The organism is Microbacterium sp. Y832 (assembly GCF_057669765.1).
Genome location: NZ_JBYHFM010000004.1, coordinates 60,015 through 84,651, shown reverse-complemented (window position 1 = coordinate 84,651; position 24,637 = coordinate 60,015). Strand labels below are relative to the sequence as shown.

Annotated in this window: 22 protein-coding genes; 16 read left to right on the top strand and 6 right to left on the bottom strand. The window is 68.3% G+C overall.

Going from position 1 to position 24,637, the window contains the following annotated elements:
• Positions 1-19 precede the first annotated feature (19 nt).
• Genes AC25YV_RS09070 through AC25YV_RS09060 form a run of 3 tightly spaced genes read left to right on the top strand, consistent with a single transcriptional unit; the run spans position 20 to position 2,399 of the window.
• Complete coding sequence (locus AC25YV_RS09070) at positions 20-781, top strand: SDR family NAD(P)-dependent oxidoreductase (RefSeq protein ID WP_488123524.1); 762 nt, start codon at positions 20-22, stop codon at positions 779-781.
• Positions 778-1,554 carry an enoyl-CoA hydratase/isomerase family protein gene (locus AC25YV_RS09065; RefSeq protein WP_488123523.1) on the top strand — a complete coding sequence of 259 codons (777 nt, stop codon included), beginning with the start codon at positions 778-780 and terminating at the stop codon, positions 1,552-1,554. The genes AC25YV_RS09070 and AC25YV_RS09065 overlap by 4 nt, the downstream gene beginning before the upstream one ends.
• Positions 1,551-2,399: an SDR family oxidoreductase gene (locus AC25YV_RS09060; protein WP_488123522.1), complete on the top strand. Its 849-nt coding sequence runs from the start codon at positions 1,551-1,553 to the stop codon at positions 2,397-2,399. The genes AC25YV_RS09065 and AC25YV_RS09060 overlap by 4 nt, the downstream gene beginning before the upstream one ends.
• Positions 2,400-2,436: 37 nt before the next feature.
• Here the strand turns inward: AC25YV_RS09060 and AC25YV_RS09055 are convergent, their stop codons facing one another.
• Positions 2,437-3,288 carry a Cof-type HAD-IIB family hydrolase gene (locus AC25YV_RS09055; protein ID WP_488123521.1) on the bottom strand — a complete coding sequence of 284 codons (852 nt, stop codon included), beginning with the start codon at positions 3,286-3,288 and terminating at the stop codon, positions 2,437-2,439.
• A 90-nt stretch (positions 3,289-3,378) separates the two neighbouring features.
• Here AC25YV_RS09055 and rlmN point away from each other — a divergent pair, with 90 nt between their 5' ends.
• The 4 genes from rlmN to AC25YV_RS09035 all read left to right on the top strand — a co-directional run bounded on the left by rlmN (position 3,379) and on the right by AC25YV_RS09035 (position 7,834).
• Positions 3,379-4,656 carry a dual-specificity RNA methyltransferase RlmN gene (gene rlmN, locus AC25YV_RS09050; RefSeq protein WP_488123520.1) on the top strand — a complete coding sequence of 426 codons (1,278 nt, stop codon included), beginning with the start codon at positions 3,379-3,381 and terminating at the stop codon, positions 4,654-4,656.
• 70 nt (positions 4,657-4,726) lie between these two features.
• Complete coding sequence (locus tag AC25YV_RS09045; RefSeq protein WP_488123519.1) at positions 4,727-5,722, top strand: permease; 996 nt, start codon at positions 4,727-4,729, stop codon at positions 5,720-5,722.
• Complete coding sequence (locus AC25YV_RS09040; RefSeq protein ID WP_488123518.1) at positions 5,712-7,043, top strand: Ig-like domain-containing domain; 1,332 nt, start codon at positions 5,712-5,714, stop codon at positions 7,041-7,043. The genes AC25YV_RS09045 and AC25YV_RS09040 overlap by 11 nt, the downstream gene beginning before the upstream one ends.
• Entirely contained in the window at positions 7,037-7,834 is a 798-nt protein-coding gene (locus tag AC25YV_RS09035; RefSeq protein WP_488123517.1) for a TIGR03943 family putative permease subunit, read from the top strand. Before AC25YV_RS09040 ends, AC25YV_RS09035 begins: the two co-directional genes overlap by 7 nt.
• Before the next feature lie 73 nt (positions 7,835-7,907).
• On the opposite strand, the gene AC25YV_RS09030 is transcribed toward AC25YV_RS09035, so the two are convergent.
• The 4 genes from AC25YV_RS09030 to AC25YV_RS09015 all read right to left on the bottom strand — a co-directional run bounded on the left by AC25YV_RS09030 (position 7,908) and on the right by AC25YV_RS09015 (position 13,504).
• On the bottom strand, positions 7,908-9,584 hold the full coding sequence (locus tag AC25YV_RS09030) for an ABC transporter ATP-binding protein (RefSeq protein WP_488123516.1): 1,677 nt from the start codon (positions 9,582-9,584) through the stop codon (positions 7,908-7,910).
• Positions 9,581-10,657, bottom strand: a complete 1,077-nt coding sequence (locus AC25YV_RS09025) for an ABC transporter permease (RefSeq protein ID WP_488123806.1) — start codon at positions 10,655-10,657, stop codon at positions 9,581-9,583. Before AC25YV_RS09025 ends, AC25YV_RS09030 begins: the two co-directional genes overlap by 4 nt.
• A gap of 7 nt (positions 10,658-10,664) precedes the next feature.
• Positions 10,665-11,762 carry an ABC transporter permease gene (locus AC25YV_RS09020; RefSeq protein ID WP_488123515.1) on the bottom strand — a complete coding sequence of 366 codons (1,098 nt, stop codon included), beginning with the start codon at positions 11,760-11,762 and terminating at the stop codon, positions 10,665-10,667.
• Between the two features lie 95 nt (positions 11,763-11,857).
• The gene (locus AC25YV_RS09015) at positions 11,858-13,504 is read right to left on the bottom strand and encodes an ABC transporter substrate-binding protein (RefSeq protein WP_488123514.1); all 1,647 of its coding nucleotides are present in this window, start codon (positions 13,502-13,504) and stop codon (positions 11,858-11,860) included.
• 387 nt (positions 13,505-13,891) lie between these two features.
• Here AC25YV_RS09015 and AC25YV_RS09010 point away from each other — a divergent pair, with 387 nt between their 5' ends.
• The 4 genes from AC25YV_RS09010 (at position 13,892) to AC25YV_RS08995 (ending at position 18,407) form a co-directional block, all read left to right on the top strand.
• Positions 13,892-16,549, top strand: coding sequence for a M6 family metalloprotease domain-containing protein (locus AC25YV_RS09010; protein WP_488123513.1), 2,658 nt, complete (start codon positions 13,892-13,894; stop codon positions 16,547-16,549).
• Between the two features lie 162 nt (positions 16,550-16,711).
• Complete coding sequence (locus AC25YV_RS09005; protein WP_488123512.1) at positions 16,712-17,305, top strand: hypothetical protein; 594 nt, start codon at positions 16,712-16,714, stop codon at positions 17,303-17,305.
• A 95-nt stretch (positions 17,306-17,400) separates the two neighbouring features.
• On the top strand, positions 17,401-17,862 hold the full coding sequence (locus AC25YV_RS09000) for a hypothetical protein (protein WP_488123511.1): 462 nt from the start codon (positions 17,401-17,403) through the stop codon (positions 17,860-17,862).
• The gene (locus AC25YV_RS08995; RefSeq protein ID WP_488123510.1) at positions 17,859-18,407 is read left to right on the top strand and encodes a TlpA family protein disulfide reductase; all 549 of its coding nucleotides are present in this window, start codon (positions 17,859-17,861) and stop codon (positions 18,405-18,407) included. The genes AC25YV_RS09000 and AC25YV_RS08995 overlap by 4 nt, the downstream gene beginning before the upstream one ends.
• A 4-nt stretch (positions 18,408-18,411) precedes the next feature.
• Here the strand turns inward: AC25YV_RS08995 and AC25YV_RS08990 are convergent, their stop codons facing one another.
• Positions 18,412-18,942, bottom strand: coding sequence for a ribonuclease H family protein (locus tag AC25YV_RS08990; protein ID WP_488123509.1), 531 nt, complete (start codon positions 18,940-18,942; stop codon positions 18,412-18,414).
• A 146-nt stretch (positions 18,943-19,088) separates the two neighbouring features.
• On the opposite strand from AC25YV_RS08990, the gene AC25YV_RS08985 reads away from it, so the two are divergent.
• From AC25YV_RS08985 to AC25YV_RS08965, 5 genes are read left to right on the top strand one after another with little or no spacing between them, the layout of a single operon-like run.
• Positions 19,089-19,763, top strand: coding sequence for a GntR family transcriptional regulator (locus AC25YV_RS08985; RefSeq protein WP_488123508.1), 675 nt, complete (start codon positions 19,089-19,091; stop codon positions 19,761-19,763).
• 25 nt (positions 19,764-19,788) lie between these two features.
• Positions 19,789-21,315, top strand: a complete 1,527-nt coding sequence (locus AC25YV_RS08980) for an MmgE/PrpD family protein (protein WP_488123507.1) — start codon at positions 19,789-19,791, stop codon at positions 21,313-21,315.
• On the top strand, positions 21,315-22,217 hold the full coding sequence (gene prpB, locus AC25YV_RS08975; protein WP_488123506.1) for a methylisocitrate lyase: 903 nt from the start codon (positions 21,315-21,317) through the stop codon (positions 22,215-22,217). The genes AC25YV_RS08980 and prpB overlap by 1 nt, the downstream gene beginning before the upstream one ends.
• A 1-nt stretch (position 22,218) precedes the next feature.
• Positions 22,219-23,403: a bifunctional 2-methylcitrate synthase/citrate synthase gene (locus AC25YV_RS08970; RefSeq protein WP_488123505.1), complete on the top strand. Its 1,185-nt coding sequence runs from the start codon at positions 22,219-22,221 to the stop codon at positions 23,401-23,403.
• A complete protein-coding gene (locus tag AC25YV_RS08965) occupies positions 23,400-24,578 on the top strand; it encodes a thiolase family protein (RefSeq protein WP_488123504.1) in 1,179 nt (392 codons plus the stop codon). Before AC25YV_RS08970 ends, AC25YV_RS08965 begins: the two co-directional genes overlap by 4 nt.
• The last annotated feature ends 59 nt before the right edge of the window (positions 24,579-24,637 follow it).

The following is a 24,637-nucleotide window of genomic DNA, read 5'->3' as shown; positions in this document are numbered from 1 at the left end:
TCGGTTCGAAGGAGAGCACATGAATCTGACCGGAGCTTCGGCACTCGTCACGGGCGGCGCCAGCGGGCTGGGTCTGGCGACCGCGCGCCGCCTCGCCGCCGAAGGCGCAGCCGTCACGATCGTCGACCTGCCCAGCTCGGCCGGAGCCGACGTCGCGGCCGAACTCGGAGGGTCCTTCGCGCCCGCCGATGTCACGTCGCCCGAGCAGGTCGCCGCGGCCGTCGAGACCGCGTCGGCGGCCGGCCCCCTGCGGGTCGTCATCAACTGCGCAGGCATCGCGCCGCCCGCCAAGGTGCTCGACCGTGAGGGCAACCCGACGCCGCTCGAGACCTTCGAGAAGATCGTGCGCGTCAACCTCATCGGCACGTACAACGTCATCGCGCAGGCCTCTGCCGCGATCGTTCGGACCGAGCCCACCGACGAGGGGAGCCGGGGCGTCATCGTCAACACGGCATCCGTCGCGGCATTCGACGGCCAGATCGGCCAGCCGGGGTATTCGGCCTCGAAGGGCGGGGTGCACGCGATGACCCTGCCGGTCGCGCGCGAACTCGCGCGCCATGGCATCCGAGTCGTGACGATCGCCCCCGGGATCATGGAGACGCCCATGCTCCTGGGCCTGCCGCAGGCGGCTCAGGACTCCCTCGGGCAGCAGGTCCCGTACCCGTCTCGCCTCGGGCGGCCGGACGAGTACGCGCGCCTGGTCATGGCGATCATCGACAACGAGTACCTCAACGGCGAGACGATCCGCCTCGACGGGTCGATCCGGATGGCACCCAAATGAGCGGTGTCGTGCTGCGGATCGATGACGGCCTCGCGCGCATCACGCTGAACCGCCCCGACCGCCTGAACGCCTTCGACGCCGAGATGGCCCACGGGTGGGCCGAGGTGACAGCCGAGGCGACGTCGCGCTCCGATGTCGGGGCGATCCTCCTCGAGGGGGCCGGTCGCTCGTTCTGCGCGGGCGGCGACGTGCTCGCGATGGCGAAGGAGGTCTTCACGGGCGGCGACATCGCCGACCTCGCGGGCGTCATCAATCGCGGCATCCTCGCGCTCGTCGAGTCCTCGGTTCCCGTTGTCGCCGCGGCGCACGGCACGACCGCGGGCGGGGGTCTCGGGATCCTGATGACGAGCGACTACGCCGTCGTCGGCCAAGACTCGAAGATCGGCAGTCTGTACGCCAATATCGGGCTCACCCCCGACCTGTCCGTCACGACGCAGCTCGCGCGCGCCGTGGGCGAGCGCCGCGCCCTGCAGCTCGTTCTGCAGGACCGGCTGCTCTCGGCGCAGGAAGCGCTCGAGTGGGGCCTCGTGGCCGAGGTCGTCGAGCCTGACCGGGTCGGAGCACGCGCCGAGGAGATCGCGCGGTTCTGGCTGAACGGGGCGTACCGCGCGTACGGCGAGGCGAAGCGCCTCGTCCGCTCGCAGCCCGGCCGCACCGATGCCGAGCAGCTGGCCGAAGAGGCACGCACGATCGGCGCGGCGCTGGACACCGCCGAAGCGCAGGCCCGCGTCGCGGCGTTCGCCGCACGCTCCCGACAGAAGGGGACCCCTTGACCACGACGCCTTCCGCCGGACGACTCGCCGGCAAGACGATCCTGATGTCGGGTGGCAGCCGCGGCATCGGCCTTGCGATCGCGCTGCGCGCGGCGCGCGAGGGGGCGAACGTCGCGCTGCTGGCGAAGACCGACACGCCGCATCCGAAGCTCGAGGGCACCGTGCACACGGCGGCCGAGGCGATCCGTGCGGCCGGCGGGCAGGCGCTGCCCATCGTGGGCGACGTGCGCAACGACGACGACGTCACCGAGGCGGTCCTCACGACGCAGGGCGAGTTCGGGGGCATCGACATCGTCGTCAACAACGCCTCGGTCATCGACCTGTCGCGCTCGCTCGACCTGTCGGCGAAGAAGTACGACCTCATGCAGGACGTCAACGTGCGCGGCACCTTCATGCTGTCGCGGGCGGCGGTTCCGATCCTGAAAGACGCCCCGAACCCGCACATCATCTCGCTCTCGCCGCCCCTCAACCTCACACCGCAGTGGCTCGGTGCGCACACGGGGTACACGCTCGCGAAGTACGGCATGACGATGGCGACGCTGGGCATCGCGGCGGAATTCGCCGAGTTCGGCATCGCGGCGAACACGCTGTGGCCGCGCACGACGATCGCGACGGCAGCCGTGCAGTTCGCGCTCGGCGGTGACGAGATGATGAGGGTCAGCCGCACGCCCGAGATCTATGCCGACGCGGCGTTCGAGGTCATGCTGCAGCCCGCACGCTCGTACACGGGCCAGACGCTCATCGTCGAAGACGTGCTCGAGGCGGCCGGTGTGACGGACTTCGCGGGCTACGCCGCCGTGCCGGGCACCCCTGATTCGGCGCTCTTCCCCGACATCTTCCTGTAGCGGGAATCCGCGTCCGGGCGCCCCGCCGCCGGCGACCTCAGTCCAGCAGGCCGAGTGTGCGGAAGGCGTTCCAGACGCCGTCCGCGCGCACGGTCGTCGTGATGTGGTCGGCGAGGGCCTTCAGCGTCGGCTCGGCGTTGCCCATCGCGACCGCCGTGCCGCACACCTCGAACATCTCGACGTCGTTCCAGCTGTCGCCGATGCCGACGGCGTCGGCGGCGTCGAGCCCGAGGTGCTCGAGCACCGTCCGGATGGCGGACCCCTTGTTCGTGCCGAGCAGCGCGATCTCGCCGCTCGTCACGCCGGTCCGCGGCATGCTGCCGTTCACGACGTGGAACTCGTCGCCGAGCTCGTCGTCGAGCACCCGCACGGCATCGTCGTCGCCACTGACGAAGACGGCCTTGGTGATCTCGTGGGGCGGGGCATCCGCGACGTCGCGGTACGTCCGGTTGCCGACGCCGGCCAGCGAATCCTCCGGCTCGTCGGTCTGGGCGGCCCCCGCCTCTCGCGCGCGCTCGCGGACGAGCGCCAGCATCCCGGAGCTTGCGAACACCTCGTCGTCGGTCTGAAGGAAGTAGTGCATCCTGTGCGCGTGGAACGACCGCACGAGCCGCGAGACGGATGCCGCGGGCAGAAGCTGCGACAGGATCCGCTCACTCCCGACGTGGGCGGTCGCCCCGCCGTTGGTGATGGCGCCGTCGAAGCCGATCGCCCGGACGGTGGGGTGCAGGTCGCCCCGGGCGCGCCCCGTGCACAGGTAGACGAGGTGTCCGCGCTCGCGGGCGCTCCGGATCGCGGCGGCGGTCGAGGGGGCGACGTACTCGTCGTGGTCGATGATCGTTCCGTCGACGTCGATGAACACGATGCGGTCGGTGCTCTGAGAAGTCACCCCTCCATTGTCCCCCGCCAGCCCGCAGCCGCTCCGGGGGTTGACCGCGACGGTCGACCGGCGTCCAGGTGCGTCGCCTACGCTCGAAGGATGACGACTCAGCCGCCTGTGCGTGCCACGACCCCGCGGGACACGCCCGTGCGCTCGACGACACCGCGAGAAACGACGCCACAGGTGCGCCCGCGCACCGAGGGGTGGACGCAGAAGAAGGACGCCGAGGGTCGGCCGCTGCTGCAGTTCGCCTCGCCGAAGCGCGGCAAGCCGCCCGTGCACCTGGCCGACCTCACTCCCGAGCAGCGTGTCGAGAAGGTCATCGAGCTCGGCCTGCCGGGTTTCCGTGCCAAGCAGCTCGAGAAGCACTACTTCACCCACTTCACACACGACCCCGCCGAGATGACCGACCTGCCGGCATCCGGGCGCGAAGAGCTCGTACACGGAATGCTGCCGCCGCTGCTCACCGAAGTGCGCCGCCTGCAGACCGACCGTGGCGACACCGTCAAGTTCCTGTGGAAGCTGCACGACGGTGCCCTGGTCGAATCCGTCCTCATGCGCTACCCCGGCCGCATCACGCTGTGCGTGTCGAGCCAGGCCGGCTGCGGCATGAACTGCCCGTTCTGCGCGACCGGCCAGGCCGGCCTCACCCGCAACATGTCGGCCGCCGAGATCATCGAGCAGATCGTCCGGGCGAACCGGGTCATCCGCGACGGCCAGCTCGGGCCGCGAGAGCACCCCGACGAGCGGGTCACCAACATCGTCTTCATGGGGATGGGCGAGCCCCTCGCCAACTACGCCCGGGTCATGCAGGCCGTGCGCGTCATGGTCGACAAGAAGCACGGACTCGGCATGAGTGCGCGCGGAATCACAATCTCGACCGTCGGCCTCGTTCCCGCCATCCGCAAGCTCACCGACGAGGACATCCCAGTGACCTTCGCGCTGTCGCTGCACGCGCCCGACGACGAGCTCCGCGACGAGCTCATCCCCGTCAATTCCCGCTGGAAGGTCGACGAAGCACTCGACGCCGCACGCGGCTACTTCGAACGGACGGGTCGCCGCGTGTCGATCGAGTACGCCCTCATCAAAGACATGAACGACCACGGCTGGCGTGCAGACCTGCTCGGCGACAAGCTCAACGAGCGCGGCCGCGGCTGGGTGCACGTCAACCCCATCCCGCTGAACCCGACTCCCGGCTCGGTGTGGACGTCGTCGACCCGCGCCGCGCAGCAGGAGTTCGTGCGCCGGCTCGAGGCGAAGGGCATTCCCACGACGCTGCGCGACACTCGGGGCAAAGAGATCGACGGTGCCTGCGGACAGCTCGTCGCGACCGAGGAAGACGCGACGATCGCCGCCGCCACACCCGCCGAGGAGTGACCAGACACCGCGCGCTCGCCGGTGACGGCGGCGTGCGGGAGCGCTCTTCCCGGAACGCTATGATTCTGCTGTGCGCGCCCTCCCCCCGACGCGACGCGCGCCCGTCGTGGTCGCGCTCGCGCTCGCCCTCGCAGCCTTCGTCGTCGGCATCCGCTGGATCGCCCCCGATGCGATTCCGCTGCCGGATGCCGGTCAGGATTTCCTCACGCTCGGCATGAGCGTCGTGATCGAGTCCGTCCCGTTCGTGATGCTCGGGATCATCCTCTCGGTCGTCGTCCAGGTCTGGCTGCCCGCGGGCATCCTGATTCGCTGGCTGCCGCGCAACGGGATCCTGCGGCGCGCCTTCATCTCGCTGTTCGGCATGTTCTTCCCCGTGTGCGAGTGCGGCAATGTGCCGCTGGCGCGAGGGTTCATCCTGCGCGGATTCACCGTCGCGGAGTCGATCACCTTCCTCGTGGCCGCCCCGATTCTCAACCCCGTCACGATCATCACGACGCATCAGGCCTTCGGCTGGGACGACCACATCCTCGTCGCCCGGCTCGTGGGCGGATTCCTCATCGCGAATCTCCTGGGGTGGCTGTTCAGCAGGCACCCGAACCCCGAGCAGCTGCTCACAACGTCGTTCCAAGCGGTCTGCGCGACTGACCAGGACACGCACGGGGGATCCCGCTGGGCACGGAGCATCGAGATATTCATCCGCGAGACGAGCAGCATCATGCCGGTGCTGCTCATCGGGTCCTTCATCGCCGCGGCGATCCAGGTGTTCGTCCCCCGTGATGTCCTCGTCGCCGTGGGATCCGACCCCGTCCTGTCGATCTTCGCGATGATCCTCCTCGCCCTGATCGTTTCGGTCTGCTCGAACGTCGACGCCTTCTTCGTCCTGGGGTTCGCCGGGACGTTCCTGCCGGGAGCGATCGCCGCCTTCTTGATCTTCGGCCCGATCATCGACGTGAAGATGATCGCCCTCATGCGCACGACCTTCACGACGCGCACGATCGTCACCATCGCCGCGGTGACCACCCTGGTCAGTGTCGGCATCGGGCTGGTGATCAACCTTGTCGCCTGATGCGCCCCGCTCCGAGCGCGCTTACCGGCGGGCGCTGTGGGTCATCGTGGGTTCGCTCGGGGCCTTCGCCGTTGTGGCCGGCGCGCTCAACGTCGTCGCCCCCCTTCGGGTCACCGGGGCGTCGGTTGCTCCCGAGGCGCTCGTGTCGTTCTCTCGGCAGAGCGTCGTCATCGACACGAACCGGCAGCTGTCCGAAGTCGCAGACGCCGATGTGCGCGTGGATCCACCTGTCTCGGCGAGCGCCCGCGTCGCCGCGGACAAGGTCGCCGTGGACTTCGCCGAGCGGCTGGACTACGACACCGATTACACCGTCACCGTGGATGCCACGGCCCGGGACGGTCGCCAGGCGGTCCTGACGACGCGCTTTCGCACCCCGCCGGCGCAGATGTATCTGTTGAGCGAGATCGGCGAGGGTGGCGAGCAGGACATCCTGCGGGCCACGCTCGGCGACGAGGAACCCGAATCGGTATACCGCGCGAGCGGGATCACCGCGTACGCGGTCTCTGCGGGCACCCTCGCCGTGGCCCGCTCCGACCGCAGCGGGAACGTGCTCGAAGTCGTGCCGAGCGGCGGCGGAGGCGTCAGCGAATTGCGCCTTCCGGGCGAGGGGACGATCACGGACATCGCCCTGTCCAGTGACGGCGGGACCGTCGGCTACCTCTTCACGTCCGTCGCGTCGGATGCCTTCCGCCAATCGCGCGCGCTCGTGGTGCAGATGGTGGATCCGGATTCCGAGCCACAGTATGTCACCGACCTCGAGGGCGAGATCCCGAGCGTGGACCGCTGGAGTTTTCTTCCACAGCGAGGCGACGTGATCGCGCATCTGATGAGCGGCGATCTGATCGCCGCGAACCCGTTGGCAGGCACAGACCCCACTCCGCTCGGCCGCGCCGCGGTGCTCTACGGAGCCTCTGACGATGTGCGGCGCACGGTGATCGACCCGGGCGACGGGGTGCTGAGCTATTTCGATCTCGTCGATGGCAGCACCCGCCCCGCGCCGTCGTCGCTGGAGGGCATCGGGGACAGGACCCATGTCTCGAAGGTCGATGTCATCCCTGACACCGATCTGCTGTTGGAGTGGCGACTGATCTTCGACGGCGCCGCGGCCGCGCCGCGTGAGGTGCTGCGCGAGGTCGATGACGCGGGAACGGCGCGCACCGTGTTCGATGCGTCGGAGAACGGTGCGGCGCTCGTGGCCACCTCACTGTCCCCGAACGGCGAGTACGTCGCCGTCGAGGTGCTGCCCGCGCGCACGCATATCGTCGAACGCGCGACGGGTCGCATCGTCACGACCTGGGAGGGAAGAGGGGCGCGATGGTGAACGCAGATATCACCCATGACCACGACGACCACGACGCCCACGCGGAGACGAGTCTCCCGGCGCTCGTCACGCGCTGGCATGGCGTCGTGCTCAGCCTGGTGCTGGCGACGATCACGATCGTCCTCGGCGTGACCGGTCAGCTCGGCCTGTACATCCATCCCCGCTACTTCGTCTTCACCATCGTGCTCGCCGTGGCCGCACTGCTCTTCGTTGCCGGTGCGCTCGTATGGCGAGGGCACCTGCACGAGGACCGTCGGCCGACTGCGCAGGGGATCGCCACGACAATCGGCACGCTGGTGACCACCGGCGCCCTCACGGCCGCGATGGTCGTCGTGCCGCCGGCGAGCCTCTCCGCCTCGAGTGCATCACAGCGCTCGATGAGCGGGGACGGTGCGCCCATCGTCTTCGACGGATCCGCATCGATGGACCTCATCAGCACCGGTTCGGCTGATCTGCTCAGTCTCGGTGACTGGGCGACGCTGATGGCCCGCCAGACCGATGCCGGCTACTTCGCCGGCATGACCGCCACGGTGTCGGGCTTCGTCATGCCCGCCGAGAACAAGGCTGACGTTTTCCTGCTCTCTCGCTTCAAAGTCACGTGCTGCACGGTGGATGCCCAGCCCGTCAGTGTGCCGGTGCGCCTCGAGGGCTGGGCCGAGGAGTTCCCGGTCGACGGGTGGGTCGAGGCCACCGTGCGCTTCGTGCCCGCCGACGAGGACGGCGCCGGAGTCGTCTTGGAGCCGGTCGAGATCCAGCAGATCGATGAACCCGCGGAGCCCTACGAATACTGACCCTCGATAGACGAGGCCACCGACAGAGATGCCCCGGACCGCTGGTCCGGGGCATCTCTGTCGGTGTGCGCTGCTACGACGCCGTGAGCGAGGCGAGCAGTTCGCGCCGCTGGCGCTGCTCGACGGGGTCGGGAACGGGCAGGGACGCCAGCAGGCGCTGCGTGTAGGCAGCCTTCGGCGCGTGCAGGATCTGCGCGTTCGGTCCCTCGTCCACGAGCTTGCCGCGATGAAGCACGCCGATGCGATCGGCGAGCAGGTCGACGACGGCGAGGTCGTGGCTGATGAACAGCGCCGCGAACTTGTACTCGCGCTGCAGCTCGGTGAACAGGTCCAGCACGCGGGCCTGCACCGATACGTCCAGGGCAGACGTCGGCTCGTCGGCGATCAGCAGCTCGGGCTCGAGCGCGAGTCCGCGGGCCAGGCTCGCGCGCTGACGCTGTCCTCCGGACAGCTCGTGCGGGTAGCGATCGCCGTAGGCACGCGGCAGCTGCACGGCCTCGAGGAGCTCGTCGACACGTGCACGCGCGGCCTCGGGGTTGCGTGCACGACCGTGGATGACCAGCGGCTCGGCGACGCACTCGGCGATCGTCAGCAGCGGGTTGAAGCTGGACGCCGGGTCCTGGAAGACGAACCCGATCCGGCTGCGCAGCGGCTTGAACGTGCGCTCGCGGACGCGGTACATCTCGGTGCCGAGCACCTTGAGCGAGCCGCCCGTGATCTTGGTCAGACCGCCGATCGCGCGACCGGTGGTCGTCTTGCCCGATCCGGACTCGCCGACGAGACCGAGCACTTCACCGGGACGGATCTCGAACGAGATACCGTCCACGGCCACGAACGGGGGCTTGCCCATCCGCCCCGGGAACTCGATGCGCATGTCCTTGGCCACGACGACCGGTTCGGCGGCGGGGTCGGGCACGAAGCGCTCGCGCTCGCTGACCTCAGCGGGACGGATGCGGGGGACGGCGGCCAGGAGCTTCTTGGTGTAGTCGGCCTTCGGCGCGGTGAAGAGCTCATGGACCGTCGCCTGCTCGACGACATCGCCCTGGTACATCACCACGACGCGGTCGGCGAGGTCGGCGACGACACCCATGTTGTGGGTGATGAGCACGATCCCCGTGTTGAACTCGTCGCGGCAGCGGCGCAGGAGGTCGAGGATCTCAGCCTGCACGGTCACATCGAGCGCCGTCGTGGGCTCGTCGGCGACGATGAGTCCGGGATCGAGCACGAGCGCCATCGCGATCACGACGCGCTGCTTCTGCCCGCCCGAGAACTGGTGCGGGTAGTAGTCGACGCGGGTTTCCGGGTCGGGGATGCCGACGCGGCGCAGGATGTCGATCGCCTGGCGGCGCGCTTCCTTCGAGCTCATCCGCGTGTGTGCGCGGAGTCCCTCGATGATCTGCCACCCCACCGTGTAGACGGGGTTGAGCGCGGTCGAGGGCTCCTGGAAGACCATCGCCACATCGGTGCCGCGGACGCTGCGCAGGGTCTGCTTGTTGGCGCCGAGGATCTCGGTGTGCGAGGACCCGTCTTTGCTCGTGAGCACGACCGCTCCGTGAGCCGTCGCCGTCTCGGGCAGCAGCCCCAGGATCGTCTTGGCAGTGACCGACTTGCCCGAGCCCGACTCGCCGACGATCGCGACGACCTCGCCGCGCGCGACCGTCAGTGAGACATCATTGACGGCCTTGACGGCGCCCGCGTCCGTGGCGAACGAGACGCCCAGGTTGGTGATGTCGACGACGCTGTTGCTCACGAGCGTTCTCCGATTCCGTGGTTTTCGAACGATTCGCCGTCTTCGAGACCCTTGAGGCCGCCGGGGCCTGCCGTGAGCGGGCCACCGGGGACGACCGAGGTCTCGGCGACGAGGCCGGCGGCCTTCGCGACGCGGCGACGGCCGCGAAGACGCGGGTCGGCCAAGTCGTTGAGGCTCTCACCGACCAGGGTGATGCCCAGGACGACGAGCACGATGGCAAGACCCGGGAAGAGGGCCGTCCACCAGATGCCGCTCGTGACGTCGGACATCGCCTTGTTGAGGTCGTAACCCCACTCGGAGGCTGCCGTCGGCTCGATGCCGAACCCGAGGAAGCCGAGGCCCGCGAGGGTCAGGATCGCCTCGGACGAGTTCAGCGTGATGATCAGCGGCAGCGTGCGGGTTGCGTTGCGCAGCACGTGACGGAACATGATGCGACGGTTCGACGCGCCGAGCATCTTGGCCGACTCGACGTACGCCTCCGCTTTGATCCGGACGGTTTCTGCGCGGATGACCCGGAAGTACTGCGGGATGAAGACGACCGTGATCGAGATCGCCGCCGCCATCACACCCCCGATGAGGCTCGACTGCCCGCCCGAGATCACGATCGACATGACGATCGCGAGAAGGAGCGAGGGGAACGCGTAGATGGCGTCGCAGACGACGACCAGGACGCGGTCGACCCAGCCGCCGAGATACCCGGAGACGAGTCCGAGGAGCACCCCGATGAAGATCGACAGCGCTACGGCGACGACGATCACCAGGAGTGCGGTCTGGGCGCCCCAGATGACGCGCGACAGCACGTCGTAACCGCCGACGGTCGTTCCGAGCAGGTGTTCGCCGGACGGCGGCTGCTGTGCACCGAAGACGCCGTCTTCGCCGCGGCGCTGGTTGAAGCTGAACGGCGAGATGTACGGAGCCAGCAGTGCCGTCAGGATGAAGATGAACGTGATGACGAGGCCCGCGATGAGCATGCCGCGCTGGAGTCCGACGGACTGGCGCAGCTGGTGCACCACCGGCAGGCGGCTCAGGAGCGACTGCTTCTGACGGGGCGGGAGGGGAACGGTGGTGGTCATCGTCATGTCAGTACCTCACTCGCGGGTCGATGATCGCCGCGACGATGTCGACGAGGAAGTTGGTGAGCGCGACGATCACCGCGAGCAGCACGACGATGCCCTGCACGGCGACGAAGTCGCGTGATTGGAGGAACTGGGCGAGCATGAACCCGAGCCCCTTCCACTCGAACGTCGTCTCGGTGAGGACAGCGCCACCCAGCAGGAGCGCGATCTGCATGCCGATGACGGTGATGATCGGGATGAGCGCCGGCCGGAACGCATGCTTGCGCACGAGGCGGAGCTCGCTCACGCCGCGCGAGCGAGCGGCATCCACGTAATCGGTGGACAGCGTGCCGATCATGTTGGTGCGCACGAGGCGGAGGAAGACGCCGGCCGTGAGCAGGCCGAGCGCGATCGCCGGGAGGACAGCGTGTGAGAGCACGTCGGCGATGACGGCCGGATTGCCCGTGCGGAAGGCGTCGATCGTGTAGAAGCCCGAGGAGTCGTCCAAGCGCATCATCTGCAGTTCCGCCCCCGTGGAGGCCCGGCCGGCGACCGGGAGCCACTTCAGCCACACGGCGAAGACGAGCTTGAGCAGGAGACCCGAGAAGAAGACGGGAGTGGCGTAGAAGAGGATCGCCGACACGCGCAGGACGGCGTCCTGACCGCGGTCGCGGTAGTACGCGGCCACGGCGCCGAGCGGGACGCCCACGATCAGCGCCACGATGACGGAGAAGAAGACGAGCTCGAACGTCGCCGGACCGTAGGTGACCAGCACCTCGGCCACGGGGCGGTTCGTGGTCAGCGTCGTTCCGAGGTCGAAGCGCAGCAGCTGACCGAGGTACTCGAAGTACTGCTGCCATAGCGGCCGGTCATAGCCGGCAGCTGCGATCAGTTCAGCGAGTTTGTCTGGGGGGAGACGTCCGCCCTGAGCGGCGGTGATGGGGTCACCGGTCGTGCGCATGAGCACGAACACCAGGGTGACGAGGATGAAGATCGTGGGGAAGATCAGCAGGAAGCGGATCAGGATATAGCGCCACAGGCTGCCACCGGAGGAACGTGTCTTCTTCTGGCGTGTGCTCCGTGGAGACGCCGGCGCCTCTTGCGGGGTTGCCGTCGTGGTCATGGGGTCGGATCCTCGGGTCGGATGGGGCTGGCAAGAAAATAAGGAGGTGGTCCGACGTGGTCGGACCACCTCCTCTCAGACTGAACGCGGAGCGATCAGCCCTTGGTGATAACGCCGTAGCGGAACTTGAACGTCGGGTCGAGAGTGTTCTCGACGCCCGACACGTCCGTGCCCGTCACTGCGTTCTGAGCGAACGCGATGTAGGGGAGCGTGGACAGTTCGCCCGCGACGACTTCCTGGATCTCCTCGATGAGCGCAAGACGCTCGTCGAAGTCGATCGTCGAGCCCTGCTGCTTGAGCAGCGCGTCGACGTCGGCGTTCGAGTAGTGGTTCGCGAGGAAGTTCTCCGTGGCGAAGAACGGCGTCAGGTAGTTGTCAGGGTCAGCGTAGTCCGGGAACCAGCCGAGCTGGTAGATCGGGTACGCGTCCGCGACGCGGTCTTTCGAGTAGGTGACCCACTCGGTGGACTGGATGTTCGTCGTGAACAGACCGCTCGAGTCCAGGCTGTCCTTGATGACGGCGTACTCGTCACCCGACGAGGGGCCGTAACGCTCAGCGACGTACTGGATGTTGAGCTCGACGGGCGTCGCGACACCAGCGGCCTCGAGGACTGCCGTGGCCTTGTCGACGTCGGGCGCACCGTTGCCGTCGCCGTACGCGTCGCGCAGCGACACGGTGGCGCCGGGGACACCCTCGGGCAGGTACGAGTACAGGGGCTCAACGGTGCCCTTGTAGACCTGCTCGGCGATGGCGTCACGGTCGATCACGTTGGCGATGGCCTGACGGACGGCGAGAGCCTTCGCCGGGTCAGCCTCGGGCGTGGTGGCGCCGTAGGGCATCGTGTTGAAGTTGAAGACGAGGTAGCGGATCTCTCCACCCGGGCCGTCGACGACCTTGACGTTGTCGTTGCCGCGGAGGTCGTCGATGTCGGTGGCCGACAGCGTACGGTTCGCGACGTCGATGTTGCCTTCCTGGACGTCGAGCTTCAGGTTCGACGCGTCGGTGTAGTACTTGACGTTGACCTCAGAGGTCAGCGGCGCACCGAGGAGGCCGTTGTAGCTGTCGTTCGCCTTGTACGAGATCAGGTTGTTGAAGTCGTAGCTCTCGATGACGTACTGACCGGCGAACGGCTGGGCCGCGACGATCTCGTCGTCCGAAAGCGCCTCATCGGCCGGGAAGACCTCTTCGTCGACGATCGGGCCGGCGGGGCTCGAAAGCACCTGGGGCCAGGTCTGGTCGTTCTCGGACGTGAGCGTGAAGACGACCGTCAGGTCATCCGGGGCCTCAACCGACTCGAGCGCGCCGAGCAGGTAGGACGGGCCGGTCTCGGACGCGATCGCCAGCTGGCGGTCGAACGAGAACTTGACGTCGGACGACGTCAGCTCGTTGCCGTTGGCGAAGGTCAGGCCCTCCTTGAGGGTGACCGTGTACTCGTTCGGCGCCGTGAACTCGGCCGACTCTGCGATGTCGGGCTTGACCTCGGCGTCGCCGGGGACCGAGTTCATGAGGAACGGGTAGATCTGGTTCATGACCGTGAAGGACCCGTTGTCGTAGGCGTTCGCGGGGTCGAGGGCCGTCACCTGCTCGGTCGTACCGATGGTGATGGCCTCACCGCCCGTGTTGCCCTCGTCGGTGCCATCGGGCGTCGATCCACCGGCGCATCCGGCGAGAACGAGGGCAAATGCCGCCGCTCCACCGAGGCCGATGACGATGCGACGACCAGTAGTCGTAGCGGTTGCCATGCTTCTCCTGTCTGCAAGGGTTCAGCGCTGAAGGACGAGACCACAGAAGCAGCCTCGCGCGCTGTGTGACGTATCAGTCCTATCACAGCGATTTCTCGCGGTTTCGGACGTATGCGGAACCGTAACATCGCGCTCCGGAGGGGTTGCGCGCGAACGGATGCTGTTAACGCATAATAACCGCGAAACGACGCGGGACTTGCCGGTAGATGCGGCACTCATCACTCTTTCCGAAGAGTACAGTCCACTTTTCCCGATTCCCAGGGGGCCTGAGTGCGTGACATGCTACAAGTCACACGTGTGTGCCTTTCTGGGGGTAACGCTGCCCACGGGTGCGGAGGCGCACGCACCAAGAATCAGAGGAGTGATCTCTTGACATCACCACGCCGAATGCGTTCGCGCAGCTGGCGCGCAGGGCTTGCCGCCACGGCCGCCCTCAGTGTCGTCATGACCGGCGCCATCGCCGGCCAGGCAGCCACTGCAGCGCCCGCCGACCCGATCATCGACCCGTCGGTGCTCGAGCCGGTCGACCCGCAGAATTGGGTCAACATGGACGACATGACGACGGAGGACTACGTTCCCGTTCCGAACACCGACTGGGCGAACGACACCGAAGGCAGCCTGACGACCTTCAACGGTGCCATCGTTCTGCTCGACTTCACGGACCAGCCGTTCGTCGTGACGCAGGAGCCTGAGTCCGACGCGTTCAAGAACCCGACCGCGGGCTTCGAACCGGTCGCTCGTGAGGACGTGCCGCAGTTCTACCTCGACCTGCTCAACAAGCCGAGCGAGCTGAACAACGGTCAGACGCTCAACGACTACTGGATGGAGCAGTCCGGCGGCCGCATCAGCGTCCAGATGGAGGCCTTCGGCCCCTACCAGATGCCGGGCAAGATCCACGAGTACGGCCTGAACGACAGCTTCAACCGCCCGAACGCTGCGTTCTGCCCGCAGGGCGACACCTGCAACAAGGTCATCCGCACCGACGCGAACCGTCTGTGGTCTGCTGACCTCGAGGTCGCCGACCCGCTGACGCAGTTCGACCAGGTCTTCTACATCACGGCCGGCCAGGACGAGTCCTCGACGTGGGAAGAGTTCGGTCAGATGATGTTCGCCACGCCCGAAGACGTGCCGGACGCGTTCGGCCCGCCCCGTGACGAGAACGGCTTCGCGCCGGATCAGAACGGCAACAACATGGCCAACTGGGCCAAGACGCGCTACATCCCTTGGACGTCGTGGAAGGCAGCGATCAGCCACTGGCCGAACGCCAACTTCCCGACCGCGACCCGCGCCGGCAACTCGACGCAGGCCGAGTCCTCGGGTATGGGAACGTTCGCGCACGAGTTCGCGCACATCCTCGAGATCGCGGACAACTACGGAAACCCGTACGGCACGGATGCCGCTGACGGCGGACCGCTGCGCGACACCTCCGGTCCGTTCGACATCATGGCCCGCGGTTCGTTCAACGGCCCCGGTGGCACGCACACGCGCTGGCACATCCCCTCGGTGCAGGGTGGCTCCGCCCCCGCCGGCGTTGCTCTGCGCAACCGTCTGAACCTCGGCATCATCGGCGAAGACAACGTGCTGCAGACCTCGACGACCGAGATCGCCGCCAAGGGCTCGATCACGGCGAACATCCTCAGCCGCGCCGTCATGCAGGAGAACCGCCTCACGGGCATCAACCTCGCGCTCGACGGTGGCGACAAGTCCACCGGCACGTGCACGCGCCGCGCGCAGTGGGACTGCGACGGTGGTGGCTTCAACCACTACACGCTCGAGGTCATCGACCGCATGGGCACGGACTCGTACCAGCCCGACGCCGGTGTCATGATCGCCAAGACGAAGGTTGCCGACCGCAACCCGTTCCTCTGGACGATCGACGCCAACCCGCAGGACATCGACACGCTCGACTACATCCGTGGCGACGGTGTGCCGGTTCCGATCACGCGCGGTGACCAGCGCCAGCTGAACGACGCCCTCTTCCACGCCGGGGTCAACTCCGGCTCGGAGTACGAGTACGTCGACGAACTCAACGGACTGCACTTCTACATCGAAGAGATGCGTCGCGACGAGACCGGCCTCCTCGAGTACGACGTGGCCGTTCGCTCGATCGGCAACGCCGGTCCGCAGCAGCGTGGCGTGAGCCTCGCGCAGCCGGCCATCACGGCGGGCAAGGAAGCCGTCGAGCAGGGTCAGATCGCACAGTGCGTCGTGCCGCTCACCAACACGGGCGCCGCTGTCGAGGATGCCGCTGCCAACAGCGACATCTACCGCATCTCGACGACGGTCGCGGGTGAGGGCTGGAACGCTCACACCCCGAGCGCCATCGTGACGGCAACGGCAGGCGAGACGGTCGACGTGCCGGTCTACGTCTACCGCGACGGCGAGGGCACCAACGGCGCCCGCGTCTCGGTCACGGCGACGTCTGAGAACAACCCGGCGGCGACGTCGACGATCGAGTGCGTCGTCGACACGCAGCGTCCCGAGACGAACCTCGTCTCGCCGTCGTACGTCGGCCCGCACGACGAGCTCTCCATCGAGCTCGCGTCGACCGATGACACCGGTGTTGCCACCATCACCGCGAACGTCTACCAGGGCGGCACGCTCATCAAGAGCACGTCCTCGGCTGCGGGCGGCGCCACCTCGGCGACGCACACGGCCACGGTCGCCCTCGCGGACGGTGCGTACACGCTCCGTTACAACGCGCGGGACATCGCGGGCAACGCGTCCGCGACGAAGACGTTCGACTTCACCATCGGTGACGCCGTGACGGCAGAGACGACCGCTCGCACCCTCGCGGGCAAGGTCTACCTGTCGGTGTCGGCGACGAACAACGCGACGGTGCCTGCGGACATCGAGATCACCACTGCCTACGGCTCCAAGACGTTCACGAACGTCGCCCCGGGCAAGACGGTCTCGGTCTCGGTGAACTCGCGACTGGCTTCGGTCCCGGCTGGAGAGGCGACGGTCACCTCGACCCTCGACTTCGACGGTCAGGTCGTGGTCAAGACGGCCACGGCTCCGTACGCCGCTTACCCGGCGGGCTGATAGCCCTCCTGCCGCTCCGGGGTGGGGCTTCCCACCCCGGAGCGGCACCCGCGTGGCTGCCCTGCGCCGCCCCAAGCAACAGATCTCTATCCGAAGAAGCCGCCCCTCAGCCGAGGGTCGGAATTCCGCTCAAAAAAGAGGAAACAACCCGCAATGAAGAACATGACTGCCACCCGCGTGGGCGCGATGGCATTCGGCACGCTGCTGCTGGCTTCGGCCGGTGCTGCTGTCGCCACCGCTGACGAGGTCGTTGACAACGGCTCGGTGAACATCAACGTCGAGGTCACCGACCGTTACCCCTCGGGCGTGCTCGCGATGAGCGTTGCCGCGAACGAGACCTCGCTCACCGAGCAGGACTCCGGCGACCCGATGGTCCGCGAGTTCACGGGCATGCTGCCCACCGTGACCGTCACCGACACGCGCTCTGTCGTTCCCACCACCCCCTGGTACGTGATGGGCACCGCCAGCGCCTTCACCTCCGGCACGAACAGCATCGGTGCGGAGTTCCTCGGCTGGTCGCCGCAGACCGCTCAGGACACCGACGGTGCCGTCTCCGTCGGTGGCGACGTCGAGGGCGTCCTGGACGAGGGCCCCGGCCTGGTCGACCAGGAACTGCTCTACATGAACACCGACCAGGAAGGCACCTACGACCAGGGCTCCTGGGACGCCACCGCCGACCTGACCCTCAAGGTCGCAGCCACCGCTGCCGCCACGGGCAGCTACACCTCGGTGATGACGCTCTCGCTCTTCGAGTAAACCTTCACACGCGAGAGGCCGTGCCCCACGGGTGCGGCCTCTCCGCGTGGATCCGATGACACCCTGAATGACGGAGGCACGAAGGAACGATGGTGATGAGACGAACGACGGCCACGATCGTGGGGGCCCTCATGGTGCTTCCCCTGCTGGCGGCATGCTCCGGCGGCGCCGGGGATGGTGCCCCTGATCGGCCCCTGCAGATCGCCGTCGGCGACGGCTCGCTGCGGGCGGTGGGCGATGATTGCGCTGGCACCGGTGCGTATCGGCACATCCACGCTGGTGCCGAGGTCGTGCTGACGGATGCCTCCGGCGACGAGGCGTTCCGAGCCACGCTCACGCCCGGGGTTGCCAAGGAGGCGAGCGACATCGACTTCGAGGGGACGCCGCGCATCCCCACGATCTGCATCTTCTCCCTCGACGCCGGAAACCTCGCCGGCGATGCGACCTACGATGTCGTGGTCGCCGAGAAGTCCTACGGCTCCTTCACATACCTCCCCGACGCCGAGGGAATCCCCACGATCCTCATCCCCGAACCCGCCATGAAGGGCACGCAATGAAGCGCCGATTGACAGTCCTCGCCGCCGGTGCAACACTCGCGCTCGCACTCACCGGCTGCACCGCCGCATCGACGCTCGGCGGCGCCGACGCGCTCCCCGAGGGCACCGGATCATCGCAGGCGACGGTCGCCGAGGCTGTGCCCGCGCCGTCGTTCACCGCCGAGCTCGCCGACGGCGCCGAGGTCGACTCTGCCGACCTGTTCACGGGGCGAGTCACGCTCGTGCAGTTCATGGCGAGCTGGTGCACGCAGTGCGTCGGCCAGGCCGAGCTGCTCACCGAGGCGGCCGAAGAGCACGGCGATGACGTGCACGTCGTCTTCGTGTCGTCTGACAAGGACGACGAAGCGCTGCAGGAGTTCCTGCGCGACAACGCCGATGACGTGCCCGTCGTGATGGACCGCGACGGCCAGCTCTTCCACCGCTACGCCGTCGTCGAGCCGCCCGTGACGGCGGTCCTCGACTCTGCCGGCGGGATCGTGCGCATGTGGCCCGGTGGTGCGACCGCCGAGCAGCTCGACGACGAACTCGCCGCGCTCCTCGAATAGGGGCTCAGCGCCCGTTCTTCGGAGCCACCGACACATCGATGCGCTCCTGTGCGCCGAGCGATGACCATTCGCTCGCGATGCCCTTAGCGGCGTGCTCCGACGCCCGCACGGCTCGCTCGTCGGCCCACGCGTTGAGCACGTGCCCGGAATGGCCGCGCACGTGCTCGAGGACGACATCGGGCAGGCCCGCCGCGCGGCGGGCGTCGCGCGCCACGATGAGCTGCTCGAGCAGGTCGATGTTCTTCGTCGGTGCCCCGCTCGAGGTCTTCCAGCCGCGGCGCCGGTGCCCGTCCATCCACTTCTCGTATGTGTCGATCGCGTAGCGGGAGTCGGCCTGCACGATGAGGTGGGCGACGTCGCGGTGGTCGTCGATGGCCTTGAGCAGGCCCATCAGCTCGCCGATGTTGTTCGTGCCGACCGGCAGCGACCCGGCGGCCCACTCGCCGTCTTCGCCGACCCACGCCCATCCGGCGGGTCCGGGATTGCCTTTGCAGGCGCCGTCGGTGGCCACGGTGTAGGGGGATGCGTCGGTCACCGAGCAAGGCTACCCGGCCGCGGCGGACGGCCGGCACCTCGCGGGCACCCCAGACGCAGTTTGTATACGCTCGGTGCCGCGAAGGGAGGCGTTATTGGCTCTTGAAGCGGTTTGTGTATACGCTAGCGGGAGGAAAGGGGGCGCCGATGCGAGCCAGTGACCGCGCGTACGCCACTCTTCTCGACGAGATCCAGTCGGGTGTCCTCGCCCCGGGAACCGTCCTCGGTGAAGTCGAACAGGCCGCCCGCCTCGGCGTCAGCCGCACGCCGCTGCGTGAAGCGCTCGGGCGCCTCGTGGCAGACGGGCTCGTCGCGCAGCAGTCGCCCCGCGTCACGGTCGTCACCGACGTCGACGCCGACGACATCCTCGAGCTGTTCGAGGTGCGGCGCGCGCTCGAAGAGACCGCCGCGCGCCTGGCCGCCCGGCGCGGAGATTCCGCCACCTTCGCCGCCCTCGCCGACGAATTCTCGCACGCCAGCCTGCGCGCCGAAGACGGCCGCGAGGCCTATTACGCGCTCATCCGGCGCTTCGACGAGGCGCTGGACGCCTCGGTCGCCAACGACTACCTGACCTCCGCGCTCCGGACGATTCGCACGCACCTCGTGCGCGTCCGACGGCTCGCGCGGGACAACCCGGCGAGGCTCGCGGCATCCGTCGACGAGCACCGCCTGATCGCATCGGCGATCGCCACGGGCGACGCCGAACTCGCTGCGCATGCGACGCACGTGCACCTGCACAATGCGCTCGCGACCATCCTCGATGCTTCGATCGGCACGACGACCGCGGGGATACCCGTCATCGCGGTCGCCGAATCGGGCTGAGCATCGCGTTCCTGAAAGGCACATCATGACCGTCACCCACCACCTCCGCGTCCACCGCAGCGATGAGAACCTCGCGCGCGAGGACCAGCTGGCTTGGCACATCGCCGAGGTCGCGGCCGACCCCGTCGCCGTCGACGACGACGTCGTCGACATGATCATCAACCGTGTCATCGACAACGCCGCGGTCGCCGCTGCATCGCTCACCCGTCGCCCCGTGAGCGCGGCCCGCCAGCAGGCGCTGGACCACGCCGTCTCGGTCTCGGGTGACGGCGCGACCGTCTTCGGGTGCTCGCTGGACCGTCGCACGTCGCCCGAGTGGGCGGCGTGGGCCAACGGCGTCGCCGTGCGTGAGCTCGACTACCACGACACCTTCCTCGCGGCCGACTACTCGCACCCCGGCGACAACATCCCGCCGATCGTCGCCGTCGCCCAGCACGTCGGCTCCGACGGCGCCGCGCTCGTGCGCGCCCTCGCGACCGGCTACGAGGTGCAGATCGACCTCGTGCGCGCCATCTGCCTGCACAAGCACAAGATCGACCACGTCGCCCACCTCGGCCCGTCGGCCGCCGCCGGCATCGGCACCCTGCTCGACCTCGACGTCGAGACCATCTATCAGGCCGTCGGCCAGGCGCTGCACACGACGACGGCGACCCGCCAGTCCCGCAAGGGCGAGATCTCGACGTGGAAGGCACACGCCCCCGCGTTCGCCGGCAAGCTCGCGATCGAGGCCGTCGACCGCGCGATGCGCGGCGAGACCTCGCCGTCGCCGATCTACGAAGGCGAAGACGGCGTCGTCGCCTGGATGCTCGACGGACCCGACGCGTCGTACGACGTGCCGCTCCCGGCTCCGGGCGAGTCCAAGCGCGGCATCCTCGATTCGTACACGAAGGAGCACTCGGCCGAGTACCAGGCGCAGGCGTGGATCGACCTCGCGCGCAAGCTGAACGGCGAGCACCCCGAGGCGACCGACCCCGCCAACGTCGAGTCCATCGTGCTGCACACGTCGCACCACACGCACTACGTCATCGGCTCGGGCGCCAACGACCCGCAGAAGTACGACCCGACCGCGTCGCGCGAGACGCTCGACCACTCCATCCCGTACATCTTCGCCGTCGCCCTTCAGGACGGCGGATGGCACCACGTCGACTCGTACGCTCCCGAGCGCGCGGGCCGCGAGGACACCGTGGCGCTGTGGCACAAGATCACGACGGCCGAGGATGCCGAGTGGACGCGTCGCTACCACTCGGAGGACCCCAGCGAGAAGGCCTTCGGCGGCCGCGTCGTCATCACGTTGACCGACGGGACCGTGATCGAGGACGAAATCGCCGTCGCCGACGCGCACCCCCTCGGCGCGCGCCCGTTCGCCCGCGCCGATTACGTCCGCAAGTTCCGGATCCTGGCCGAGCCCGTGCTCGAAGAGGCCGAGATCGAGCGCTTCCTGGCGCTGGCTGAGCGTCTGCCCGAGCTCACGCCCGAAGAGGTGCGCCAGCTCACGATCGTCGCCAAGCCCGGCGTGCTGGCATCGGCTCCCGCCCCCAAGGGCCTCTTCTGATGCTGTACTCCACCGTCTCGCCCGCCGAGAAGCGCCGGGCGTTCCGCGAGCGGCTCGCGACGGGGGAGCTGCTGCGCTTTCCCGGGTCGTTCAACCCGCTCAGCGCGCGACTCATCGAGCGCAAGGGCTTCGAGGGCGTCTACATCTCGGGTGCCGTGCTCTCGGCTGACCTCGGCCTGCCCGACATCGGGCTGACGACGCTGACCGAGGTCGCCGCGCGCGGTCAGCAGATCGCGCGCATGACCGACCTCCCGGCCATCATCGACGCCGACACCGGCTTCGGCGAGCCGATGAACGTCGCCCGCACGATCCAGACGCTCGAGGACGCCGGCATCGCCGGCGCCCACATCGAGGACCAGATCAACCCCAAGCGCTGCGGTCACCTCGACGGCAAGTCGGTCGTCGATCAGGACACGGCGATCAAGCGCATCCGGGCCGCCGCCGACGCGCGACGCGACCCGAACTTCCTCATCATGGCGCGCACCGACATCGCAGCGGTCGACGGGGTGCAGGCCGCCGTCGACCGCGCGAAGGCGCTCGTCGACGCGGGAGCCGACGCGATCTTCCCCGAGGCGATGCGCTCGCTCGAGGAGTTCGCGGCGGTCCGTGCCGCGGTCGACGTGCCCATCCTCGCCAACATGACGGAGTTCGGAAAGTCCGACCTTTTCTCGGTCGACCAGCTGCGCGATGTCGGAGTCAACATCGTGATCTGGCCGGTGTCACTGCTGCGTATCGCGATGGGTGCGGCGTCACGCGCTCTCGATACGCTCACCGATGAGGGGCACCTCACGTCGAAGCTCGGCGAGATGCAGCACCGCGCCGACCTGTACGAGCTGATCGACTACGAGCAGTACAACCACTTCGACACGAGCGTCTTCAACTTCCAGATCGAAAAGGACTGACATGACCGACATCAAGAAGGGCCTCGCCGGCGTCGTCGTGGACTACACGGCCGTGTCGAAGGTGAACCCCGAGACCAACTCGCTGCTGTACCGCGGGTACCCCGTGCAGGAGCTCGCGGCGACCCAGTCGTTCGAGGCGGTCTCCTACCTCCTGTGGCACGGCGAGCTGCCGACCGATTCCCAGCTCGCTGACCTGCGGGCCGTCGAGCGCGAGCACCGCGCCCTGCACCCCGACGTGCGCGCCGTCATCGACCGTGTGCCGCTGGATGCTCACCCCATGGACGAGGTGCGTACCGCGGTCAGCCTCATCGGCGCGCGCGACCTCGCCGGCTCGGGCTCGGTGCTCGATGCCTCGGGCAATCCCGACGAGAACCTCGCGCGCAGCATCCGGCTGTTCGCGTCTCTTCCGGCGATCGTCGCGTACGGTCAGCGTCGCCGCCGCGGGCAGGAGCCCGTGCCGCCGCGCGATGACCTGGACTACGCCGCGAACTTCCTCTGGATGACGTTCGGCGAAGACGTCGACGATGTCGTCATCGACGCCTTCAACCGCTCGATGATCCTGTACGCCGAGCACTCGTTCAACGCCTCGACGTTCACGGGTCGCGTCATCGCTTCGACGCTGTCCGACCTGTATTCGGCCGTCGTCGGCGCGATCGGTGCGCTCAAGGGTCCGCTGCACGGCGGGGCCAACGAGGCGGTGCTGCACATCTTCGACGAGATCGGCGATGCCGGGAACGTCGAGGAGTGGCTCGAGACGGCGCTGGCGGAGAAGCGCAAGATCATGGGCTTCGGCCACCGCGTCTACAAACGCGGCGACTCGCGTGTGCCGACGATGAAGGCCGCCCTCGACACGCTCGTCGAGCACTACGACCGTCCCGATGTCGCGGCGCTGTACGACGCCCTCGAGTCCGAGTTCGTCGCACGCAAGGGCATCTACCCGAACCTCGACTACCCGTCGGGGCCGGCCTACAACCTGATGGGCTTCGACACGCTGACCTTCACGCCGCTGTTCGTCGCGGCGCGGGTCACCGGGTGGACCGCGCACATCCTCGAGCAGCTCGCCTCGAATGCGCTCATCCGCCCGCTGTCCGAGTACAACGGACCCGACGAGCGCCACATCGAGGGCTACGTTCCGGATGAGGCGATGGTGGCCGCCGCCGAGCGTGCAGAGGAGTCCGCGGGGTGACGCGCGAGAAGATCGTCATCGTCGGCGGCGCGCGCACGCCCATCGGGTCGTTCGGCGGCTCGCTGAAGGATGTCGACGCGTACGAGCTCGGGGCGGCCGCCGTCACCGAGGCGCTGGCTCGATCGGGCGTCGACGGGTCCGACGTCGGCGAAGTCGTCATGGGCAACATCTCGCAGGTCGGTCCGGATGCCTACAACGCGCGCCGCGTGGCGCTCGCGGCGGGGCTCTCGCCGCGCGTGCCCGCTTTCAACGTCAACCGGCTGTGCGGGTCGGGCCTGCAGGCGATCTGGTCGGGCGCACAGGCGCTGCTGTGGGGCGGGGTCGACGTCGTCGTCGCCGGCGGCAACGAGGCGATGTCGCGGACCCCGTTCCTCGACTTCACCGCCCGCGGCAACGGCCGGCTCGGCGATCGCAAGCTGCTCGATGGCACGCTGGCGATCCTGACCGATCCGTTCAGCAAGGAGCACATGGGTGTCACGGCCGAGAACGTCGCCGACAAGTACGGCGTCTCGCGCGTCGAACAGGACGAGTTCGCGCTCGAATCGCAGCGCCGGGCATATGCCGCGCGCGCGGTGTTCGCCGAAGAGATCGTCGCCGTGTCCTCGGGGGGCCGGCGGCCCGTCGAGGTGTCAACCGACGAGCACCCCCGCCCCGACACGACCCTCGAGGTGCTCGCGGGGCTGCGCCCGGCGTTCCGCGAGGGCGGGTCGGTCACGGCCGGCAACGCGTCGGGCATCAACGACGGCGCGGCGGCGACCGTGCTCATGCGCGCGTCGGACGTCCGTGAGCGCGGCTTGTCGGGGCTCGCGACCATCGAGGCCGTCGCCACGGCCGGCAACGAGCCCGAGCTGATGGGCTATGCGCCCGTCTTCGCGCTTGCGCGCCTGTGGGAGCAGACCGGGCTGACGCCCGCCGACGTCGACGTCATCGAGCTCAACGAGGCGTTCGCGTCGCAGGCCATCGCGGTGACCCGTGACGCAGGTCTGGATGCGGCGAAAGTCAACCCGTACGGCGGCGCGATCGCGCTCGGACACCCGGTCGGTGCGACGGGTGCGATCCTCACGGTGCGGGCCGCGCTGGATCTGCAGCGACGCGACCTCGAGTACGCCGTCGTCACGATGTGCATCGGCGGCGGGCAGGCGCTCGCGGCGCTCATCAAGAGGTGGGACGGGTAGAGCCGTGTGACCCCGTGAGGCTCGGCATCACCCTGATCTCGTTGCCGAGCCTCGCGGGA

Bases quoted from the DNA above. Each gene is read 5' to 3' on its own strand.
- AC25YV_RS09065 (WP_488123523.1), top strand. From the start codon at position 778: ATGAGCGGTGTCGTGCTGCGGATCGATGACGGCCTCGCGCGCATCACG.
- AC25YV_RS08985 (WP_488123508.1), top strand. From the start codon at position 19,089: ATGCGAGCCAGTGACCGCGCGTACGCCACTCTTCTCGACGAGATCCAG.
- AC25YV_RS08995 (WP_488123510.1), top strand. From the start codon at position 17,859: ATGAAGCGCCGATTGACAGTCCTCGCCGCCGGTGCAACACTCGCGCTC.
- AC25YV_RS08980 (WP_488123507.1), top strand. From the start codon at position 19,789: ATGACCGTCACCCACCACCTCCGCGTCCACCGCAGCGATGAGAACCTC.
- AC25YV_RS09070 (WP_488123524.1), top strand. From the start codon at position 20: ATGAATCTGACCGGAGCTTCGGCACTCGTCACGGGCGGCGCCAGCGGG.
- AC25YV_RS09015 (WP_488123514.1), bottom strand. From the start codon at position 13,504: ATGGCAACCGCTACGACTACTGGTCGTCGCATCGTCATCGGCCTCGGT.
- AC25YV_RS09035 (WP_488123517.1), top strand. From the start codon at position 7,037: ATGGTGAACGCAGATATCACCCATGACCACGACGACCACGACGCCCAC.
- AC25YV_RS08970 (WP_488123505.1), top strand. From the start codon at position 22,219: ATGACCGACATCAAGAAGGGCCTCGCCGGCGTCGTCGTGGACTACACG.
- AC25YV_RS09020 (WP_488123515.1), bottom strand. From the start codon at position 11,762: ATGACCACGACGGCAACCCCGCAAGAGGCGCCGGCGTCTCCACGGAGC.
- AC25YV_RS09025 (WP_488123806.1), bottom strand. From the start codon at position 10,657: ATGACCACCACCGTTCCCCTCCCGCCCCGTCAGAAGCAGTCGCTCCTG.
- prpB (WP_488123506.1), top strand. From the start codon at position 21,315: ATGCTGTACTCCACCGTCTCGCCCGCCGAGAAGCGCCGGGCGTTCCGC.
- AC25YV_RS09010 (WP_488123513.1), top strand. From the start codon at position 13,892: ATGCGTTCGCGCAGCTGGCGCGCAGGGCTTGCCGCCACGGCCGCCCTC.
- AC25YV_RS09000 (WP_488123511.1), top strand. From the start codon at position 17,401: ATGAGACGAACGACGGCCACGATCGTGGGGGCCCTCATGGTGCTTCCC.
- rlmN (WP_488123520.1), top strand. From the start codon at position 3,379: ATGACGACTCAGCCGCCTGTGCGTGCCACGACCCCGCGGGACACGCCC.
- AC25YV_RS09005 (WP_488123512.1), top strand. From the start codon at position 16,712: ATGACTGCCACCCGCGTGGGCGCGATGGCATTCGGCACGCTGCTGCTG.